22 protein-coding genes are annotated in these 21,014 nt (G+C 57.1%); 4 read left to right on the forward strand and 18 right to left on the reverse strand.

Features of this window, described 5'->3' with window-relative positions; genetic code table 11:
* From K0H47_RS03760 to K0H47_RS03825, 14 genes are all read right to left on the reverse strand, one after another.
* Positions 1–1,113: a polysaccharide export protein gene (locus K0H47_RS03760; protein ID WP_108083562.1), complete on the reverse strand. Its 1,113-nt coding sequence runs from the start codon at positions 1,111–1,113 to the stop codon at positions 1–3.
* Positions 1,114–1,199: 86 nt separating this feature from the next.
* The gene (locus tag K0H47_RS03765; protein WP_063030974.1) at positions 1,200–1,484 is read right to left on the reverse strand and encodes a hypothetical protein; all 285 of its coding nucleotides are present in this window, start codon (positions 1,482–1,484) and stop codon (positions 1,200–1,202) included.
* Between the two features lie 179 nt (positions 1,485–1,663).
* Positions 1,664–3,007, reverse strand: coding sequence for a UDP-glucose/GDP-mannose dehydrogenase family protein (locus K0H47_RS03770; RefSeq protein WP_017475064.1), 1,344 nt, complete (start codon positions 3,005–3,007; stop codon positions 1,664–1,666).
* Positions 3,008–3,019: 12 nt separating this feature from the next.
* Positions 3,020–4,447 carry a mannose-1-phosphate guanylyltransferase/mannose-6-phosphate isomerase gene (locus K0H47_RS03775; protein WP_219272013.1) on the reverse strand — a complete coding sequence of 476 codons (1,428 nt, stop codon included), beginning with the start codon at positions 4,445–4,447 and terminating at the stop codon, positions 3,020–3,022.
* Positions 4,448–4,501: 54 nt separating this feature from the next.
* Entirely contained in the window at positions 4,502–4,978 is a 477-nt protein-coding gene (locus K0H47_RS03780) for a glycosyltransferase (RefSeq protein ID WP_093197929.1), read from the reverse strand.
* Complete coding sequence (locus K0H47_RS03785; protein ID WP_017475061.1) at positions 4,979–5,377, reverse strand: polysaccharide biosynthesis protein; 399 nt, start codon at positions 5,375–5,377, stop codon at positions 4,979–4,981.
* Between the two features lie 92 nt (positions 5,378–5,469).
* On the reverse strand, positions 5,470–6,432 hold the full coding sequence (locus K0H47_RS03790; protein ID WP_219272027.1) for a glycosyltransferase family 1 protein: 963 nt from the start codon (positions 6,430–6,432) through the stop codon (positions 5,470–5,472).
* A 53-nt stretch (positions 6,433–6,485) separates the two neighbouring features.
* Positions 6,486–7,028 (reverse strand): DapH/DapD/GlmU-related protein, encoded by a 543-nt coding sequence (locus tag K0H47_RS03795; RefSeq protein WP_219272014.1) that lies wholly within the window; start codon positions 7,026–7,028, stop codon positions 6,486–6,488.
* Positions 7,029–7,874 (reverse strand): polysaccharide lyase, encoded by an 846-nt coding sequence (locus K0H47_RS03800; protein ID WP_342215281.1) that lies wholly within the window; start codon positions 7,872–7,874, stop codon positions 7,029–7,031.
* Between the two features lie 18 nt (positions 7,875–7,892).
* Entirely contained in the window at positions 7,893–9,044 is a 1,152-nt protein-coding gene (locus K0H47_RS03805) for a polysaccharide pyruvyl transferase family protein (RefSeq protein WP_219272016.1), read from the reverse strand.
* Positions 9,041–10,501: an oligosaccharide flippase family protein gene (locus K0H47_RS03810; RefSeq protein WP_219272017.1), complete on the reverse strand. Its 1,461-nt coding sequence runs from the start codon at positions 10,499–10,501 to the stop codon at positions 9,041–9,043. The genes K0H47_RS03805 and K0H47_RS03810 overlap by 4 nt, the downstream gene beginning before the upstream one ends.
* A complete protein-coding gene (locus K0H47_RS03815; RefSeq protein WP_219272018.1) occupies positions 10,498–11,769 on the reverse strand; it encodes a DUF6369 family protein in 1,272 nt (423 codons plus the stop codon). Before K0H47_RS03815 ends, K0H47_RS03810 begins: the two co-directional genes overlap by 4 nt.
* A gap of 105 nt (positions 11,770–11,874) precedes the next feature.
* The gene (locus K0H47_RS03820; protein ID WP_219272020.1) at positions 11,875–14,103 is read right to left on the reverse strand and encodes a polysaccharide biosynthesis tyrosine autokinase; all 2,229 of its coding nucleotides are present in this window, start codon (positions 14,101–14,103) and stop codon (positions 11,875–11,877) included.
* A gap of 45 nt (positions 14,104–14,148) precedes the next feature.
* On the reverse strand, positions 14,149–14,589 hold the full coding sequence (locus K0H47_RS03825) for a low molecular weight protein-tyrosine-phosphatase (protein WP_218263770.1): 441 nt from the start codon (positions 14,587–14,589) through the stop codon (positions 14,149–14,151).
* A 232-nt stretch (positions 14,590–14,821) separates the two neighbouring features.
* On the opposite strand from K0H47_RS03825, the gene rfaH reads away from it, so the two are divergent.
* From rfaH to K0H47_RS03840, 3 genes are all read left to right on the forward strand, one after another.
* Positions 14,822–15,331 carry a transcription/translation regulatory transformer protein RfaH gene (rfaH, locus tag K0H47_RS03830; protein ID WP_063030994.1) on the forward strand — a complete coding sequence of 170 codons (510 nt, stop codon included), beginning with the start codon at positions 14,822–14,824 and terminating at the stop codon, positions 15,329–15,331.
* A gap of 120 nt (positions 15,332–15,451) precedes the next feature.
* Positions 15,452–15,760, forward strand: coding sequence for a phosphomannomutase (locus tag K0H47_RS03835; RefSeq protein ID WP_226476182.1), 309 nt, complete (start codon positions 15,452–15,454; stop codon positions 15,758–15,760).
* The gene (locus K0H47_RS03840; RefSeq protein WP_063030996.1) at positions 15,757–16,104 is read left to right on the forward strand and encodes a hypothetical protein; all 348 of its coding nucleotides are present in this window, start codon (positions 15,757–15,759) and stop codon (positions 16,102–16,104) included. Before K0H47_RS03835 ends, K0H47_RS03840 begins: the two co-directional genes overlap by 4 nt.
* Here K0H47_RS03840 and K0H47_RS03845 read toward each other — a convergent pair.
* The 4 genes from K0H47_RS03845 to K0H47_RS03860 form a co-directional block, all read right to left on the reverse strand.
* Positions 16,056–16,679 carry a hypothetical protein gene (locus tag K0H47_RS03845; RefSeq protein ID WP_017475049.1) on the reverse strand — a complete coding sequence of 208 codons (624 nt, stop codon included), beginning with the start codon at positions 16,677–16,679 and terminating at the stop codon, positions 16,056–16,058. The two genes, K0H47_RS03840 and K0H47_RS03845, sit on opposite strands and share 49 nt — an antisense overlap.
* Positions 16,680–16,748: 69 nt before the next feature.
* Entirely contained in the window at positions 16,749–17,738 is a 990-nt protein-coding gene (locus K0H47_RS03850; RefSeq protein ID WP_219272021.1) for an ABC transporter substrate-binding protein, read from the reverse strand.
* Positions 17,731–18,498, reverse strand: coding sequence for an ABC transporter ATP-binding protein (locus K0H47_RS03855; protein WP_063030998.1), 768 nt, complete (start codon positions 18,496–18,498; stop codon positions 17,731–17,733). The genes K0H47_RS03850 and K0H47_RS03855 overlap by 8 nt, the downstream gene beginning before the upstream one ends.
* Position 18,499: 1 nt before the next feature.
* Complete coding sequence (locus tag K0H47_RS03860) at positions 18,500–19,363, reverse strand: ABC transporter permease (RefSeq protein WP_063031000.1); 864 nt, start codon at positions 19,361–19,363, stop codon at positions 18,500–18,502.
* Positions 19,364–19,613: 250 nt separating this feature from the next.
* Here K0H47_RS03860 and K0H47_RS03865 point away from each other — a divergent pair, with 250 nt between their 5' ends.
* Positions 19,614–20,702 (forward strand): LLM class flavin-dependent oxidoreductase, encoded by a 1,089-nt coding sequence (locus tag K0H47_RS03865; protein WP_063031002.1) that lies wholly within the window; start codon positions 19,614–19,616, stop codon positions 20,700–20,702.
* Positions 20,703–21,014: the final 312 nt, after the last annotated feature.

Consider the following 21,014-nt stretch of genomic DNA (forward strand, 5'->3'; position numbering starts at 1 on the left):
TTATCTGCTGTTGGCTTCGCTGAGGTCATTAAACGATCGGGCACCGATCCCGACGGCACTGGCGGTTGGCAGCAGTTGGCTGATCAGGCGGTTCCAGCGCGTCACGCCAGCTGGCCCGACGTACACGATGTCTTGAGGCTGCAAGTCGAATCGGGTGGCCAGCACCAGCGCGGACGGTGATTGGGCATCGAGCTGGAACACCTTGGCGGGTTCTGCTTCAAGGTTGTCCGCGCCACGAATCACGTAGACGGCGTTGCCATTGGAGGTGGTCTGGTTCAAGCCACCCACCGTGCCCAGGGCATCGGTCAGGTTGATCGACTTGCCCTTGAAACTCAGGGCCCGGGGCTGATTGACTTCGCCCATGAGGTACACACGTTTTTGGTCGTTATAGGGCAAATACAGCCGGTCGCCGCCCTTGAGGTAAATGCCCTGCAGTTGCGAGCCCTGGCGATTCAGGCTGTCCAGGTCAAGCCTGTATTCACGCCCGTCGCGGGTGAGTGTCAGGCCCGACAGGTCGGCATTTGTCGGGTCGACGCCGGCGGCGCCAATGGCTTCAACGGCACTCAAGGGCGTGGTAGTGATTGGCTGTTGGCCGGCTTTGATCACCGCACCGGTCACCACCACGGTCTGGCTGGCAAACCGCAGGACGCTGACGTCGACCTGAGGGCTTTCAATAAACTGCGACAGTCGCCCGGCGATAAAGGCGCGTAATTCTTCGATGGTTTTACCGGCCACCGGAACGTTGCCGATATACGGATAAAACAGCGTGCCGTCGGGACGAACCAAGCGACCGTTGGCGTCGATCTGCTGTTGCGGCCCGGACGGTGCCGTCAACTCGGGGTGATCCCAGACCGTGATAAACAACAGGTCGTTGGCGCCTACCCGATAGCCACCCGGAACATACGCCAGCAATTCAGCAGGTACCGATTCACGAACGTGCGTGGCGGCATCCATGGCGATCAACTTGGGCGTGATCGGAATCAACTCCACCCGGGTACTTTCGGGAGAGCCCTCACTGGACATTTGACTGGTGTCCATGTGTTGACCAGGCGAAAACATGCAGCCGTGCAAGCTGATACTTGCCAGCAAAAGAACAGGTAACCTAGAAATCATAATGGCACTACGCTAGTCGAGGACGAGTCTAAAAAAGATCACCCAGAAAGTTCTGAGTGATCTTGTACAACAGGGTTTACGAGGGATTAGTTGGTACCGGTAGTACCGCCTGTGCCGGTTGTACCGCCGGTGCCGGCAGTACCGCCGTTGGAACTGCCACCCGAGTTGGAAGCGGCTGCTGCAGCGCCGACAACCGCCGTGCCGACTCCAACCCCTTCACCGAGCGTCACGCCGCCCACGAGCGGGGTGCTCAACGACAGGGACTCACCTGCGCCGGCGGCCTCGCTCACCGCAGCGCCGGCGACTTCACCCGCCGCCAGTGCCGCAGTACTTGTGAAAGCCAGCAAGCCAGCCAACAGTAATTTCCTCATATCAGACTCCTTCTCGATATTTACCCCTTATCAAACTTTGCAATAAGGGAGTAGTGATGGAACGGAGATAAACAGGCTATGCAAACTGTACAAAGACCCTGTTGGATCACGCACTTAGCCTCCTCGAAATCATCTCACTTGTGGATAGCTCAAACCACCCATGTTAATAATCGTCAGGTTTAAACGACTGGGCGTACTGATAACCCGCGACCAATACCGTAATAGTCAAAGCCATTGGCTTTCATCCGCTGCGGATCAAATATATTGCGGCCATCAAAGATCACTGGCGTGCTCAGTTTTTCTTTAATCAAGTCCAGGTCCGGGGCTTTGAACTCACGCCACTCCGTCACAATCACCAATGCATCGGCACCTTGCAGCGCGGCCTCTTTGGTCCCCATGAGCAGCAAGTCTTCGTTCATGCCGTAAATGCGCTGGGTCTCGGCCATCGCTTCCGGGTCGAAGGCTTGAACCCTGGCGCCCACGCTGCGCAATTGTTCGATCAGCACGCGGCTGGAGGCTTCGCGCATGTCGTCGGTATTGGGTTTGAAGGCCAGGCCCCAGATCGCAAAGGTCTTGCCCTCCAGTTGCCCACCGAAGTGATGGTGGATATGCCCGAACAGGTGCTGCTTCTGGCGCTTGTTGACCTCCTCGACGGCCGACAGCAGCGTTGCCTGATAGCCGATCGACGACGCGGTGCGCTCCAGGGCCTGTACATCTTTCGGGAAACACGAGCCGCCATAACCGCAGCCGGGATAGATAAAGTCGTAGCCAATCCGTGGGTCAGAGCCAATGCCCTTACGAACGGCCTCAATGTCTGCGCCCAATCGTTCGGCGAAGTTGGCCATTTCATTCATGAAGGAAATCTTGGTGGCCAGCAGGCAGTTGGCCGCGTACTTGGTCAGTTCGGCACTGCGGATGTCCATCGTGATGATTTTTTCGTGGTTGCGGTTGAAGGGTTCATACAGTTCCCGCATGCGCTCCACGGCGTAGCTGCTGTCACTGCCGATGATGATTCGGTCGGGGCGAGTGCAGTCGGCAACTGCCGAACCTTCCTTCAGGAACTCGGGGTTCGAGATCACCTGAAACGCCACCTCAAGCCCCCGGGACGCCAACACCTCGGACACCTTGGCCTGGACTTTATCCGCGGTCCCCACCGGCACCGTGGACTTGTTCACGATAATCTTCGGCTCGGTCATGTTGAGCGCGATGGTCGCGGCAACGGAGAGCACGTACTTGATGTCGGCGCTGCCATCGTCATCCGGCGGCGTGCCCACGGCGATAAATTGCACTTCACCATGCCGCACGCCTTGCGCCGCGTCAGTGGTGAACTGCAAGCGCCCGGCATCATGGTTCTTCTGCACAAGGGCACTCAGCCCGGGCTCATAGATCGGAATGATCCCGCTCTTGAGGTTCTCGACTTTGGTGGCGTCAATGTCGACACAGCAGACTTCATGCCCCGCGTCAGCCAGCACCGCCGCTTGCACCAGGCCCACATAGCCGATTCCAAATACAGTTACGTTCATTTCAATAGTCCTTTAAACAAGCTCGAGGCGGCCATAGCGGTCTTCAAAGCGGATGATGTCGTCTTCGCCCAAGTAGGAGCCGGACTGAACTTCAATCAGCTCCAGCGGGATGCGTCCCGGGTTTTCCAGGGAGTGCACAACGCCAATGGGGATGTAGGTGGATTGGTTTTCGGTGAGCAGCACCTGCTTGTCGGCGATCTGCACATTCGCGGTGCCGGACACCACGATCCAGTGCTCGGCCCGATGGTGGTGGAGCTGCACCGACAGCTTGTGCCCCGGCTTAACCGTGATCCGCTTCACCTGGTAGCGATAACCCTGGTCCACCGAGTCATATTTTCCCCACGGCCGATAGACTTCGCGGTGACTGGCGCTCTCGATCCGGTGCTTTTCAGTGAGCTGCGCGACGATTTTCTTGACGTCTTGCGCATGATCCTTGGTGGTCACCAGGATCGCGTCGGCGGTCTCGACCACCACCACATCATTGATCCCGGCAACGGTGACCAGGCGGTGGCTGGCGTGCACATAACTGTTGGTCACGTCTTGCAGCAGCACATCGCCCTGGGTGCAGTTCTGGTTCTGGTCCTTGAGGCCCGCTTCCCAGACCGAGTCCCAGGCACCCAGGTCGCTCCAGGGGGAATTGAGGATGACCACCGACGCGATGTCGGTTTTTTCCATCACCGCGTAGTCAATCGACACGTTGGGCGCGTTCACGAAATCCACCTGGTTGAGCCGGGTGAAATCCTGGTCGTGCGTCGCATTGGAGAGGGACAGCTCCGCAGCCACCATGATCTCCGGGCTCAAGCGCTCCAGCTCAGCCTTCATCACGGAAGCGCGGAACATGAACATGCCGCTGTTCCAGAAGTAGTTGCCTTGGGCCAGGTAGCTTTGTGCGGTCTCAAGGTCGGGCTTTTCGACAAAGGCCTCGACATGCGCCGCGCCATCGAGGGCAGCGGCTTGAGTGCGGATATAGCCGTAGCCAGTCTCCGGCTTGGTAGGCACCACGCCGAAGGTAACGATCTTGCCCTTGTTGACCTCCACCGCGGCCAGCGTCAAGGCCGCATTAAAGGCGCCGGTATCGCCGATCACATGGTCTGCCGCCAACACCAGCAAGATCGGGTCATCGCCGTCTTGCAGGGCTGACAACGTCGCGGCGGCAATCGCCGGAGCGGTATTCCGGGCCGTGGGTTCAAGAAGGATTTTCTGGGGTATCAAGTCCAGCGATCGACTTTGCTCGGCCACGATGAAACGGTGTTCTTCGTTGCACACAATGATCGGAGGGCTGACGCTCTCGCCCTCTATCGACAGGTGCTTGATGCGGTCCAACGTGGCTTGAAACAAACTCAAGTCACCGTGCAGCGCTATAAACTGCTTTGGCTTAAGTGCTCTAGAAAGCGGCCACAGGCGCGTGCCTGAGCCGCCAGACAATATCACTGGGATCATAGCGATTACTCGATGATTAAACGTAATGGAAGCGTGTCGACAATCGACCGAAACTTAAGACGTGAATGACTTTACATAACTGATCAAACGGTCTCTTTCGGTAAAGTCCAATAAACTTTCCGAGCTGCTGTAGTTAAGTGCCGAATCAATCGCCGAAAAGAAGCCGTCTTTATCGTGGGCGATAAACACCGACGGAATATCTGAAAAGTTCTCGGCGGTGTCGTACTGGTGATTATTGATGTGTTCACCCCGTCGGCTGTCTCGCGGGACGATAACAATGGGTTTTCCCAGTTCAAGGGAGCGAATGATATTGCCCATGCCCGCATGGGAAACAATCACTTTTGACGCATTAAAGTTCTTGGAAAACAGCGGCTCGGCAATGGTCTTGTGCGCCGTAATGCGGCCCAGGTCATTTTCCTGATTGCCCACTTGGGCGACAATCGGGACCTCAGGGTTTGCATGACTCCACTCATGCAAGTAGCCGAGCATCCGTTCAAAGGGTGCTTGAGTGCCAACGCTGCAAAATATCATTTACACAATCCTCCCTTTATATTGGGCCCGGCTGTTTTGCGAAAGCGTGGGCCACTGGGTCAGCAACTCATCGACAAAATAAACAGCAATGCGGCCGGACAACGAAAGTTTCTTGGGGTTGGCGATACTGTCGATCCACAGGGTCTTTTTCCCCATGAGTTTTCCCGCGACCAATCCCAGCAACCCCGGCGCGGCGCCGGTGGAGATCACGTACCTGGCCTTGCTGCGGTAGACGATCGCAAAGATCTGGCAAAAGCCCTTGATGATCTTCATCGGCTCACTGCGATTAAAGTCCGGGACTTGCGCAAAGGCGTGGGCGGGATACTGCGAGCCAATGCTGATATCCACGGTGGCAATGGTAACTTTCTGACCGTCGAAGGCCGGCAGCAACTTGCTCATTTGCACCCAGTGCCCACCTCCAGAACAAATCAATAAAACATCACTTGATTGACTCATGACGGTTCCCTTCCTGTCAGGTGTAATAGACATCATTAAATAGTGGCGGCAGTTCTTAACTGTTGTGCCTGGCCTTTCCAGCGGGCTATTCGCTTGGCTTTGAGCAAGGCTGATTTCTCTTTATAGATTTCTTGATTGGCGATGAGCTGCGCGACGCCGGCCTTTATCGACAGCGGATTCATGGTGTCTACGAACACTGCGGCTTCGGAAAACAGCGAGCGCAGTACCGTGGTATTCGAGAGCGCCATCGGCCGGCCGGCGCTGACCGCTTCGTTGGCCACGCTCAACTGCACGTTGTCGCGGGTGGTCAGGCCGAGCACCACATTCGCGTTGCACAGCAGCTGTTCGAACGTTGCTTTGCTGAGGAAACCGGTCAGTTTGATGTTCGCGGGAAGTGACGCCACGAGTTCTTCAGACAGCTTGCCCTGGTACTTGCCGGTGATCAGGAAGTCGACATCCGGCATTTCCCGGGCGGCGTTGATCACGACCTCTATGGGCTCATCGATATCAAAGGAGCACGGAAACAGCACATAGGGCCTCTCGCGCTCAGTGGCGGGCGCCGCCGGAAAGTCACACGGCAAGTCTTCCAGGATAAAGATATTGGTTTCCTTGACGCCAAGGCCTGCCAGTTCCTCTTTGACTTTAAAGTTATGCACGACCACTGCGTCGATTCTATTCAACAGGGATACAGTGCCCGGAAAACCTATCCACTGTTTGCGCAACAAGCTGTTGTGGGCATCCGCGATAATCTTCAAGCGCCGGTTAAATATAAACTTGTAGGCCAGTGCTATATGCAATACCGGGCTCGGCGGCAACTGCACCCACAGCACTTCCGGCGAACCGGCCAATAGCGTCTTGATGGTTTTAAACGACTTGATCAAGTAGTCCAGTGGACGCGCCGATTTCTTCTTGAACTGGTTGGGCAAGTGCAGAATGTCATAGGCCCAATATTGCTTCATGGTATCGGCGCGTCGTTGATAGCCAATCCATGCGATCATTAATGATTTCACGTCAGAATCCTGCATAAATAAAAGTGGAGCCAGTGAGGTGCTTACACGGCAAACCAAATCGGAAAGTCGGCGCTGTACAGAATATTTTTATTCCTGAAGCGAAGATGTTTGGCCGGGTTGCCGCCCACAATTGAGTACGCTTCAACGTTGCGCGTGACCACACTGCCTGGATAAACCACGGCGCCTTTTCCGATGGTGACGCCTGGCATCACCATCACATTGGGAAAGATCCAGGCGTTGTCTTCGATCACTACGGGTTTGCCCACCAGACAACTCATCGGGTCATCAATATCGTGACCCAGGGTATAAATCCGGGCGTTGTGGGAAATATTGACGTTATCCCCAATCTGGATACCGGCCCGGTTGTCCAGGTAGCAGTCGTAATTGACCGTGCAGTTTTTCCCGATGGAGAAGTTGCCGAAGGTAAAAAAAACCACCTTGCGGTGAACCGTGGTTTTCGCGCCCACCTGGCATCCGGTCAGCCTGAGCAGTGAACGCCTCAGGTTGAAAAACAACGCCAGGCTGAGCAGCGAATTAAACAGCGCAACAGCGGCCTTCTTGATATTCAGTTTCAGGTTTTTCACTTAGTCACCCTGCCCTGATGCATCAGTCACGCGCTGGGAACTCATCACAAAATTCCTGAAGCGGATATTGGTGCTGACCGGCGTGGCAAACGACGGGTTATTCCCACCAAAGAACGTAGAAAACAGCAGGCCATCGATGCTGATGTCCGGGGTATCTCTAAACGTCAGCCCGGTTTCGGAATGCACCAGCTTTTTGTCATACCAGATGGAAATCACGCCATCGGCCTGCCCCGGTGTATTCAACTTCACCAGTTGCTCCAACCTGTGCCACTGCCCGACCGTAAAAATCCAGGAACCCAGGCCGACTGCCGTGCCCCAGGTTTTACTGGTGGGCAAATAGGCATAGATCGCACCGGCGCCCTTCTCTTTCCAGATATAACGCGTGGAAAAGCCGTCATGCCCGTTGGGTATTTTCCCGCCGGTATTGCCGGTGCCGCCGTAGAGGCCAGGGAGCTTGCCGCCTTTTACAAAATTGAAATTCTGGTCGAACTTCAACTCGTACGTCAGCACCAGGCACTCCCTGCCCGGTTGCGGGAGCGGGGATTTGAATTCGATTCCGCCGTAGGGCAATCCGAGCCGAACCATCGAGCCCGGGTCGTACGAGCCGGCGGGAAAATGAACGGCGATGTCCTTGATTTTCTGGCTGTAGGTTTTGTTGGTTAAATTGGCGCGGCCCTTGATGCTGTTTTGCGCCTGAGCACCGTCGAGCACCTGCGACACATCCGGAAGTGACGGATAGATGTTCTTGATGCGTTGCTCGCAGCGGTCGCTGACCTCTGATGCGCCGCTCGCGGCCACCTGCAGAGAAAACGCCAAAGTGAGTAGCGTCGAGGCTGTCTTTTTCACGTCGGTTGCCCCTCCACTTTATTTTTCATCGACCCATTTCAAAAAGTCGTCGACGGCTCTTTGCGCAAGGGAAGATCGCTGGGCGATTTCTTGCTTGAGGTGCTCGGCCATTTGCGCTTTCGATTGGCGGAATTCGCTGATGGTCGTGATGATCACGTCGGGGTCCGGGACGCTGACCAGCTTCGTGCCGTGCGGCAGCATTTCATGGACTTTTTTCAGCTTGTTTTCGATTTCAACGGCGATGGTCGGGAAACCCAGGGAAGCCGGCAGGAGTACGCCGTGGGCCCGTGCGCTGATGATCACGTCGGACTCAACAATCAGCTTCGCCATGAAGGTTTCAGGCGTATCGCCGGCGGCGTCCCAGCACAACCACTCGAAGGTGTCGTACTTGTCGATCAGGTGCTGGTCACGCTCTTTGTAGAGCGAGACCAGGCGCACCTGCTCGCCACGTTTGGCCAACTCATCAGCGGCCTGGACCATCGCCTTGATGAACTGTTGCCCGTTTGCATCGTGGGGCCAGTCGCGCAGGATAAAGGACAGGTATTTGCCCTTCTTGAGGCTGCCGATTTCCAGGTCTTTGCTGGAGATCCACAGATCGGAAAGCAGGCTGGGGTCGGTGTATACCTCCACGTCTTTCTTTCCAAAGGTATTGCAATGCTGCTGGCTGGTGCCGTCCCGCACGGAAATGTAGTCACAGCGATTGATCACGCTGACGGCGCGGGTCAGCAACTTGCCGCCGCCATCAAACGGGCCCAGCCCGATACAGAACGCCGCCAGACGCCGGTGGAAATAGATCTTGTCGACACCGCCACGCAGCCCGACATACAGGCGTAACAGCGTGGACTTCAGATCGGTTTGAGCCTTGATGCTCTTATAGGCCTTCGCCAATCGACCGGTAGGAGCGGTGACTTCCTTGGCCGGCGGGATGAACGAGAAGAACTGGCCGCCACCGCCCAACACCACCAGGTCAGCCTTGACCGGTTCCTTGATATGCAACCACTTGATGCGCGGATTAAAGTTCCTGGCGATCTGCGGATGATCGACACCCACCGCAATATCCGACTCTTTAAAGCGTTTTTTCAGAATATTGATCACGCATAGCATTAATACGTCATCACCCAAGTTACCGGGACCGTATGCACCCCGGATATAAACTTTACTGACATTCATGCTGGGCTTCCATTTTCCACGGGGTCATTAAACACGGCATTCAAAGCAAATGTTGTTGCGAGAATGTAGATAAATATCGTCGCCATAATCATCAATCGATACAGCACACTTTCAACGTAGGCGCTGGATATGAAACTGATAAAAGGCAATGTCCAGAGGATCAAAATCCTGGGAGATATAAGCAGTTCCAAAGGCAGTATTTTCTTATAAACAAAATAAGGCAGCCCTAACAGAAAGTGGATGAACTGCGAACCAATAAAGGCCTTGGCAATCCCGATTGCGCCCTCCTCCCTGAGCCATAACGCGCCGGCGATAAACAGCAGGCCCCATAGAATATTGCTCATGACGCTGAACCAGGCCAGGTTCATCACGATCATCTTTCTTGAGATGCCGGACTTGAATGCACTGAGCAAAGATCCGAGGATTACCAGCACCAACGTCACTTCAAAATCCCGCCCGAGGAAACTGCTCCCGTAGAGTTTGGCCAGCAACTCAGGAAACATGATCACCGGCTGTATGACCACCAGTACTACTAACCAGCCCGAGAGAAAGTTCAGGGCGTCCAGTTTGCGGTTTTTACCACCCAGCGCTGCAGCCAGCATCGGTACCAGTACAGAGCCCAACACCACCGAAACATGTGAAAAGATCGCGTTCCATTGCATGGCAGCGGCGTACATGCCCAACGCGGCAAGGCCGTTGGTGGTTTCCGCCAATAACTTGTTCGCGAACCAGTTCATCGGGGCGACCATCAACCCCGTCAGTAATACCGGCAGGCCCACCGACAGCACGGCATGCTTTTCAGTCATTGCACCTGTGAAGCTCAGCGTGGTGTTCCGAGCCTTGAGTATTTTCCAGCAAGCCAGTGCGCTGAAAAACACGATCAGCAATTGGGAACCGGCCAACCCCAGCAGCGCGCCGTTGAGTCTGAACTTGACCGTGAGGAAGTACGTCGCCGGGATCGCGACCAGCGCGATGATTCCGTTGATCGTCGCAATCAACCGGTATTGCCCCCAACCGGTCAGGCAGCCTTGGGTCCACCCCGACAGAATAATTAACGTGATGGTGCTCAATACAATCAGCGACGCCGCACTCAGGCTGTCTGCGCCCAAAATAACGCTGGAGAAGAAGTGCGGGAAAAACAGCGCTGTCCCGATGATCATCCCGCTGAAAAACACCGAAAATGTCAGCGTCAGGGCGATACCCCGGCCGGTTTTCTCGGGGCTGCTCTCCTTGAACTGCCCGATATGCTTGGCCGTTGCCGTGGTGGTGGCTTGGGCGGCGACGTTGGCAAGCATCACAATCGCGCTTTGGATCAACCCGTACTCACCAAAGGATTGGGCGCCCAATACCCGGGCCACCAGGATACCGGTGATCACCACCGAGACTTTGGTGGCGACGGCAGAGATGAAACTCCAGGCCGTACTGGAGACGAATTTTTTCAACACTGTGCTGTTCATCCGGCTTTCACCTGTAAGGGCATGGTTATCAGCGGCAGGTCCGGCTTAAGCAGCTTCTTGCGTTGCCTGGCCGTGTGCTCAGCACAGACGCGCAGAACGATGGCGCCATAAGCGATCCCGATGGCGTACGGCTGATAAGGCGTGGCCGACACAACGAACATCACGCCCAAAAACACAGCGATCGAGACCGCCACCCGGCTATGCATGTGCTGGGTAATCGAGGTAATGAACACGTACAACAGGTACAAGCCGATCAGCCCGTACTTAACGAAGTACGTTAAGTAGGCACTGTCGATATTCGAGTTCTTGTCATCGAGGCCACGGTATTCAAACCAGGGAATTTCGAACGGCGTTCCCGCGCCCAATCCGACAAAGTAATGCAGCGGGTTCATGCCCCGGATCAGTTCCAGCGCGGGGCTGAAACGAGTGCCCAGTTGAGCGGCCATGCCCTCGGACGACAAACCGTCATTGATTCGGTCAGCGCCGATCATGTTGCTGACGCCGATAAACGCCATCAGCACAACCGCCCCGGCCAGGGCGACCCCGATCATGCGGGCCGGCTTTGTATATTGGTGAATGATGATCGCCGCAAACACCGACACAAAGATGAAGCGCGAATTGGCGATAAATAGGCAGATGAATGAGGTGGCCAGACAAATTCTTGCGAGCTTCTTTCGCTGTTCAAACAGCCGTGGGTCGATGAAGTAATAAATCAGATAGGCCACGGCGGCATACGTACCGCCATCCAGATACCGGTAGGCGTTTTCTTCATAGTAAACGTCTTGAAATTTGTACAAGCCCAACCGCAACCACGCGATATCCAACACATTAAATGCCGTCATCGCGATCAATAGCATCAGCACCGTTTGCAGCTTCAGGGTTTTCGCGGCAAGGGTCGCGATGTTCGAGAGCACGATAAATGACAGGATCATTATGAAAGGCCGGACATCCTTCAACAGATACTTGTTCGAAGACTCCAGCAGACCGCACGCCAGTAACACCACATACAGTCCACAGCCAAACAGCAGGCCACCTGGAACTGTCAGTTGATTCTTCTGAGAAACCACCTGCCTGACCAGCAGCGCACCCAGCCCACCGACGATGTAAAAGTCAAAGAAGTAGATGCCTTTGAGCGAGATTATTTCGCTGTAGGAGTTACCCGTGGGAATAACAGCCAGCATTATCCCAAACACTACAATTGAGTATTTTGGATTTTTCGCCGTGAGCAAACCCGCTGACAGCGCGATAAGGGATAACAGGTAAAACATGGCTGGGTATTCTTTATGCTGATTTGAATTTGGCACGCTACCGCCCCAGGATTTTTCGTTCATTTCCTGAGAACGTGACCGCTATCCTGCAATTACCGTGGTGAATCAGCTCCGATCAGCCTGGTACTCGTACTGGTAATACCCGTAGTTGCCGTAGCCATATTTGGCCGAGGCTTTCTTTTCAACCCCGTTGAAAATCGCGCCCCTGAGCACGATGCCGTTCTGGGCAAACCGGCGAATGGTGTGTTCGATCTCTTTGGCCGGGTTCAGGCCATAGCGCGTGACGATCAGGTTGGTCCCCGACTGCCTTCCCACAATCGCCGCGTCGGTCACGGCCAATAGCGGCGGCGTATCCAGAATCACCAGGTCATAGCGTTCGCTGACTTGCGACAACAATTCGGTCAGGTTGCGATGCATCAGCAGCTCGGAAGGATTGGGCGGTATCTGCCCGCGGCTGATGATGTCGAGGTTTTCAATGCCGGTTTTGTGGATCGCGGTTTCAAGGGTGCATTGGTTGGAGAGGACGTCGGAAAGCCCATCCTTGGCCCGCACACCCAGCACCTTGTGCAGGTAGCCGCGGCGCATATCCACATCAATCAACAAGACGCGCTGCCCGGTTTGCGCAATGACCGCCGCCAGGTTGACCGAAACGAAGGTCTTGCCCACCTCGGGGCTGGGCCCGGAGATCATGATGCGGTTATTGGGTGCCTCGAGCATCGCGAAGTGCAGGCTGGTGCGCAAACTGCGCAAGGCCTCCACCGCCAGGTCCGTGGGGTGACTGATGGCCAGCAATGAAGAGCCGGCATCGGTACGTCCACGGCCGCGGGTGATTTTGTCTTCTTCAACCTTTTGCAACGGGCTGTATGGAATCGACGCATACACTGGCAACCCAAGCTGCTCGATGGCTTCCGGGCTTTCCAGGCCGCGATTCAGCGCCTTGCGCAACAGCACCAGCGCCACCGCCAGGAAGCCGCCCAAGAGCGTCGCGATCAGCACGATCAGGATCTTTTTCGGTTTGATCGGCTTGAAGTAATTGACGTCTGCGGTGTCGATCAGGCGCACGTTGCCCACGGTCCCCGCGCGCATCACATCCAGTTCCTGGGACTTGTTCAGCAGTTGGGTATAGATGGCCGTGCCGACCTCGACATCCCGGGTCAGGCTCAACAGCTCCTGCTGGGTCGAGGGCAGGCCTTCTACCCGGCTCGCCAGGCTTTGCTGCTTGCTGGTCAACTCGCCGATCTGGGTCAGCAACGCGCGATACGCGGGATGTTGGCGGGTGAACTTGCGGTCCATCTCGGCCTGCTGCAACTTCAGCTCGGAGATGCTGGTGTCGAGCCCCACGATCTGGTCGAGAATCGCCTTGGTTTCCAGGGTGATGTCCACCGACTTGCTGCGGGTCTGGTATTCATTCAAGGCCTTCCCGGCTTTTTCCAGGTCCTTCTTGACCTCTGGCAGTTGCTCCTTGAGGAACGCCAGGCTTTGCGCCGCCTCAGCCGAGGTGCGCTCCACGTTTTGCCGCACGTAAATGGCCGCGATCTGATTAAGGATTTTGATCGCCTGGTCCGGGTCGGTGCTTTCCAGCGCCAGGCCGATCATGCCCGACTCTTTCCCACGCTCGACCACGTCCAGATTTTCCTGGTAGTCGAGGATGCTGGTCAGGCGCGCATTGCGGATCACCCGGAAACGCGTGCCGGGTTTGGCGCGCAGTTCCTCAATCTGGAAGGCGACGCCATTTTGCTCGATCAGTTGCCCAGCTTCGCCGGCCGCCAGCACTTGGTCATCTTCATCCACCAAGGTGAAATGCGCGTTTTCACCCACGGTCAGGGTCAGCTTCTTGCCCAGCTGCCCGTCGGGCAGGTCCAGCTTGAAGATCTTCAGCGACTCGCCGCCCCAGGCGAAGCTGTCCAGCCCCAGCAAGGGCTCGGCGATTGCACCGGGGTTAGTCTTCTGGAAGCGGCGTGCGAGGAACTCACCGACCACCGGGAAGTACATGGGCTGTACGACGATATCGAGTTTCAGGTTGTCGACGGTTTTGCCAATCACATACCGCGACTGGATCAACTCGATCTCGGTGGCCGAAGGCGACTCTTTGCCGAGCATGCCGCCGATGTCCGAAAAGCCCAGCAAGTCGTTCTTTTTCGCTTCGACCTGCAACAGGGCATTCGCCTGATAGACCGGGGTCGCCAACACCGCATACGCGGCGCCTGTGAGCATAAAGGCGCCGGTAACCGCGGCGATCAACCATTTGTGGTCGATCAATGTTCCAAACAGACCGAGGAGATCAATCTCCTCGTTATCGTCTTCCCGTACGGTGACTGCTGGCGCTTGCTGCATAAGTCGGATTCTTAGCCTTTATTTCGATTCAAAAAGTCATGGCGATCAGCGTGCGAGACGCTGCGCCCATGCGTTTACGGCTTCTTCGATCAACGCATAAGCGTGCACAAAAGCAGCTTTCCCTTGCCGGTAGGGGTCGCTGATCTCTCGCTCGTTTTGCCATTTACCCAGCAGCAAGACCTTGCCCCGTGCCTCGGGCGCCATGCTGAGTACGGCGCTGATGTGCTGTCGCTCCATCACCAGGATCAGGTCGGCTTCACTGATCGCCTGTGGCTCCAGCTGGATGGCCTGGTGCTCAACGGCCGGATGACCATGGGCCTCAAGTAACGCACGCGCGGTGCTTTCAATCGGTTTGCCGACCAGTGCGGCAATGCCGGCAGAGCTGACCTTGATATCGCAGCGACTGAGTGCGCCACGCAAAAGGCTTTCTGCGGTGGGACTACGACAAATATTGCCAATACAGACAATCAACACTCTTTTAAACAAAGCACTATTCCCCGGGCCATCCATTACCCCATGAAGCGCTAACATCAACTTCATAACTTCACGGCAGTATTTATTACCATGGAACCCCCACTTCACCCAAAACTATCTCCGGACGAAAAATAACAACACCCGCACCAACCCGACGATTTATAACATTCATGACTTTGCAGCCTCCACCGGCTTTAAATTACCTGACCACCGAGTTTCGCTATATATAGACAGAGGAAGTTTCATGAGCGCAAATGCCAATAAAGCCTGGTACCTGGTCCAGTGCAAATCCCGGCAGGACGAGCGCGCCGAGGAACATCTTCAGCGCCAGGGCTATACCTGTTTTCGGTCTACCTATAAACGCGAACGGCTGTTGAAGGGCCAGCGCAGGACCACGCGGGAATCGCTGTTTCCCGGTTATCTGTTTATTCAAATGAGCCTGCAGGACAGCTGGAGCTCCCTGCGCTCGACTCGCGGGGTGTCGCGGGTCGTGGCATTCGGCGCACATCCGCTGCCCATCAGCGACGCGCTGGTGGATGAGCTACAGGAGCGAGACCACCAGGGCGTTGTGGCAACCCTGTTGCAGCCGGGCGAAAGCGTGCGCATCAATGAGGGGCCGTTTGCCGAACTTGAGGCCGTCTTCCTGGCCATGGACGGAGAAGAACGTGTGATATTGCTGATGAACTTCCTGCAACGGGAACAGCGCATCAACGTGCCTTTGGCAGAAATCAGCCGAGTCCGGACAACTTGCTGATAATTGCCTTAAGCCGACCAAAAATAACATCCCGCTTATTAGCAGACTAAAAATAACATCCCCTTACTTTTTCGCATCTTCAGAATAAAGTAATACGTGAATAAACAGCGAGGGACGGCCATGAAAAGTTCAAAGCTATTGGTAGAGCGTATCGGCCTGTTTCCTTCTTCGGGGAACATCCACGTCAAGGTTAATAGTTCAACCACTGTTGTAGAACGCATGCAGGTGTTATACGCCAGCAACTCACTGGACAGCGATGAATCCTGTAGCGGGCTTTCAATGGTCTTTGCCGACTGGCGCTTCAAGTTGCAGGTGAGCAATCCCCTGTCCATTTGCCTGTGCGTGGAAAGTCGCGGCGACAGCCACCTGATGCAAATAAAGACCGCCGAGTTACTGGCCAATATCTCCTGCACCGAGGAGCGGCCATGAGCATTTATGAGGATCTGAAACGGGCCTACGCCTTGAAAAGGCTGACGAACGCGTTTGAAGGATTCGTGGGCCTGGCGCCCAACGAACAGCTGCCGGCGGAGCAATACGCGCGCAACACCCAGGTGCTGTCCCACTGGCTGGATCGCTTGCGGGACAACTCGCCGCAGGACATCACCGATACGCTGTTCAAGCAAATGAAGCGCGCTCAGCGCCGTGGCGATGCCCGGCGCTTCAATTGCCAGACGGTACTGCTGGAGCTGCTGGTGGAGAGTAACCTGGCCCTGGACCTGGCCACTTACTCGGCGTTCATCGGCATGGAAGAGGCCCGCCAGGAAGGCTCCTGATGGGCCTGATCGGCCCCTGAAACCGCCACGGCGACATGGTTGAGCAGTTTCTCGGCGTTGTACTTGGGCACCATCGCACTCAGCAACAGAATCACCATTCCCCCGCCGATCAAGGATGGGGAAACCCGCACCTCAACCACTTCCAGTCGCCATAGAAAAGCGATCGCCGCCATCCCACCCAAGAAGCCACCGGCCAGCGCCTCGTTGAGCGGGTGAATATAGGGGGCGACGCAAAAAGCGCTGAACCAGGCGGTGATCAACAGCCCACAGACCGCCGCCGGCCAGCGCCAATCGGGGTTGATGCGGCGCGCCACCAGGCTTATCGCCACAGGGACCATCAACGACGTATTCATGGCGTGACCGCTGAGCACGGCAATATCAAGGTGTTGGAGCGACACGCCCCAACCCTTGAACAACAGCTTGCTGAACGCGACGATGGAATAGGTGCAGGCAATTGTCATCAGCCACCACTTGACCGCCTGGGGCCGGGAGTACCAGAGCCAGACGGCGATTACCACTGCGGCCGGAATCATGACGGTGATCCCGCCATATTGCGCCAGTTCTTCCCGTATCAAGTGCTGTTCCTTACACGCCAGTTTTCCCGGACCCAATGAGACCTCAGACCCGGGCAAAACACAACGACTTCAGGGCGAAGCGGCCAACGCTTGCGGCGAAAACACCTCGGGGTCCATCAATTTCAGCACCTCTACCCGATGGGGAAAAATCTTCTTCTGCACAAACAGATCATCCACCTGCTGCAACGCCTGCACATCCCGCTCCTCTACCGGCAGCAGCGACTCATCGCCCCATGCGCGCAGCAATTGTGAAACCGGCAGCGGGATATCGTTGACCTTGGCAAACACCCGCGCGTATTCCTCGGGGTTCTGTTGCGCCCACTCAAAAGCCTTGGCGAACCGCTGCAAAACATCACGCAGCGCCTGGCGCTTGAGTGGGTCGGTGAGCACCTCATCGGAGGCGGTAATAAAGGTCAGGCCGGTATTGATGCCCTCTCCGCTGATCAGCACCCGTGCGCCCTGCTGTTCGGCGAACGCCTGGTACACCCCAAAGGTGGCCCAGGCTTCGATCTTGCCGGCGTTGAACGCAGGCAGCGCATCGGTGGGCAGGACGAAGCCGACGTTGACGTCCTTTTCATCCACGCCGGCATTCGCCAGGGCGCGGATCAGCAGGTATTGGGAAATGCTGCCACGGGCGGACGACACCACCACATTGCGTCCTTTCAGGTCGGCCACACCGTGGATCGGTGAATCGGGCGGCACCAGGATCGCGATGCTCCGCGCCTGGCTGCGGCGTACGGCGACGATACGCAACGGTGTGCCTCCGGTAGCGGCCGCCAGCACCGGCGTATCCCCGGCCGGGCCCAGGTCCACAGCGCCGGCGCGCAAGGCTTCGAACAACGGCGCGGCACCCTGGAAGTTGGCCCACTGGACCTTGTAGTCGATGCCATCCAGGGTGTGGGCGGCTTCCACCACGGTGCGCAAGCCTTTGGCCTGGTCACCCAGGATCAAGGTCACGCCGGACAGGTCCGAGGCGGACTTCGGGGCTTCAGCGGCTTTGTCGCAGCCGCCCAGCAAAAGCGCCACCACCAACAGCCCTACCGTCCTCAGCTCAACCATGGGCGAACCGCCGTACATTGGCATTAGCAGCCTGCGTGGCCGGGGCGTCCACTTCCACCCCCAGCAGGCTGAGCAAGCGGGCGCGAATCGCCTGGAAACCGTCCTGGCCGGTATCCCGTGCACGGGGCAGGTCGATGGTCAGCTGTTCGGCAATCTTGCCATTCGCCAACACGATCACGCGGTCGGCCAGCAGGATCGCTTCGTCGACGTCGTGGGTCACCAGCAACACGGCCGGCGTGTGTTTGCGCCAGAGTTCGATGATCAGGCGATGCATCTTGATGCGAGTCAGCGCATCCAGCGCGGCGAAGGGTTCGTCGAGCAAAAGCAGCTTGGGCTCGCGCACCAGGCCGCGGGCCAATGCCACGCGCTGAGCCTCGCCGCCGGACAGGGTCGCCGGGTAAGCCTCCAGCCGATGGGCCAACCCGACTTCCGTCAACGCCTGCACAGCGCGAGCCTTGGCGTCGGGAACGCGCAGGCCGAGGATCACGTTTTTCCAGGCACGTTTCCACGGCATCAGGCGCGGCTCCTGGAAGACTGCGGCGCGGGCCTTGGGCACCCGCAACTGGCCGCTGTCGATACTGTCCAGGCCCGCGAGGCTGCGCAGCAAGGTGGTCTTGCCGGAACCGCTGGCCCCCAGCAACGCGACAAACTCCCCAGGGGCGATATCCAGGTCCAGGCCGTCGATGACCCGCTGCTGGCCGAACTGGCGCACCACATTGCGCAACTGCACCGGTGCTACTGAAGCTTCGAGAATCGACATGTCAGTTCCTCACAAACGATGGGCGCCAGGCCAGGGCAAAACGTTCCAGGGTGCGGATCAGGCCATCGATCAGCAGACCCAACACGCTGTAGATCAACAGGCAGATCACGATCACGTCGGTGCGCATGAAGTCCCGCGCATCACTGGCCAGGTAGCCGATACCGGCGGTGGTGTTGATTTGCTCGACGAACACCAGGGCCAGCCAGGAGATGCCCAGGGAATAGCGCAGGCCGACAAAAAACGAAGGCAGCGAGCCCGGCAGGATCACATGCCAGATCAGCTCGCGGCGGTTAAGGCCGAGGGTGTTGGCAGCCTCGATCAATTTGGGGTCGATGTTGCGGATGCCGGCGAACAGGTTGAGGTACACCGGAAACGTGGTGCCGGTGACGATCAGCGCGATCTTGGTGAACTCGCCGATGCCGAACCAGAGGATGAACAACGGCACCAGCGCCAGGGAAGGAATGGTGCGCAGCATTTGCATCGGTGAGTCGAGGATCACCTCACCACGCTTGGACAGGCCGGTGATCAGCGCAGCCACCACGCCGATACTGACGCCGATGCTCAAGCCCAGCAGCGCCCGTTGCAGCGACACCAGCAGGTGCTTGCCCAACTCACCGGAAACAATCATCGCCCACAAGGTGCCGCCAATCTGCGACGGCGCGGCGATGATCCGGACCGGAATAAAGCCCAGCTCAGAGGCCAGTTCCCACAGCAGCAACAACACAATCGGGCTCACCAGCCGCAGCAACACATCGGGAGTGCGCCAGTTGCGCAACCAGCGTGGAATCAAGCGGGATGCGACCCCGGCCTGATCCTCGGCCTTGTCGACGGAAAACGAACTGGCGTTAAGGGACTTTTCAGTCATCGGGCTTCCTTCCTCATCAAGAACACGGCCAGGAGCGCCGCTGCGGTTTCATGCTATTCGCATAAAAAACCTCAGTGAAATTCTATTTGGGAATAACCTAATGCGATTAAAATGCACATTACTGATAACCACATAAAACTATGATTCTATATTTTTATAATTAGGATAGAACCAATCGGCATTTTACAGGCCCGGGTGCGGCCCCTATTTTCGATAGCAGCTTTATTCCTGCCCTCAACAAGGACTGACCATGAGCATCGAATTTATCGGCTATATCGGCGGCCACCACGCCTCCGAGATCCACCCTCGCAGCGGCCCGACCTTGCAGCCCGACTACGTGGAAACCGTGGCCCGCGCCCATGAGGAAGCCGGCTTCGACCGCGCCCTCGTAGCGTTCCACTCCAACAGCCCGGACAGCACATTGATCGCCGCCCACGCGGCCAGCGTGACGAAAAAGCTGCAGTTCCTGATTGCCCACCGGCCCGGCTTTGTCCAACCCACCCTCGCCGCCCGCCAGTTCGCGACGCTGGATGTGTTCAACGGCGGGCGCACCGCCGTGCACATCATCACCGGCGGTGACGACCGTGAACTGCGGGCCGATGGCAGCCATATCGACAAGGACGAACGTTATGCGCGCACCGACGAATATTTGAGCGTGGTGCGGCAGGAATGGACCAGCGAAAAGCCCTTCGACCATCACGGCACTTACTACCGGTACGAGGGTGCGTTTTCGACGGTGAAGTCGCCGCAGCAGCCGCACATACCGTTGTATTTTGGCGGGTCTTCGGCGGCGGCCATTGCGGTGGCGGGCAAACATGCGGATGTGTATGCGCTGTGGGGTGAGACCTACGAGCAGGTGAAGGAAGTGGTCACCCAGGTGCGGGCGGAAGCGGCGAAGCATGGGCGTACGGTTCGCTTCAGTTTGTCGTTGCGGCCGATTCTGGCGGAGACTGAAGCACTGGCGTGGGAGCGTGCGGATCGCATCCTGGAGCAGGCGACGGCGTTGGCTGAGAAGAGTGGGTTTGTGAGGCGTGAACCGCCGAATGAGGGCTCGCGTCGGTTGTTGGCGGCGGCGGCTCAGGGTTCGCGGTTGGATAAGCGGTTGTGGACCGGGATTGCCGGGCTGCTGGGGGCTCAGGGTAACTCTACGTCGCTGGTGGGTACGGCTGATCAGGTGGCCGAGGCGTTGCTCGACTATTACGACCTGGGTATTACGACCTTTTTGATTCGTGGGTTTGATCCTCTGAATGATGCGATCGATTACGGGAAGCGGCTGATACCGCTGACTCGGCAGTTGGTGGCTGAGCGGGAGCGCCAGGTGGCTGGAAAAGTGGCCTGAGGAAGGGGGACCGACCGAGTACATATCCGTTATTTAGGTAACGGCCACTTAGGGTTCCGCTCTTACAGCGGCTCACTTTGGAAAAGCCCCAAAGTAAGCAAAGGGCTCTGCCCCGCCTGTCGGCACCTCGCCTAGGCTCGGTGTTCCCTCACTCCGGCATTGCTCCGCGGGCCGCCGCGACGGGCCATCCATGGCCCGGCGCGGCTAAACCGGCGTCCTGCCGGTTTACCCGCTCCGCAATACCTACGTTCGGCCTCGGGCTTATTGGGGCAGTCAGATCAAAATCAAAAGCAAGAGCACAGCGGCCTACCG

It is taken from the genome of Pseudomonas sp. Xaverov 83 (assembly GCF_019352905.1).
Classification (GTDB): domain Bacteria; phylum Pseudomonadota; class Gammaproteobacteria; order Pseudomonadales; family Pseudomonadaceae; genus Aquipseudomonas; species Aquipseudomonas yamanorum.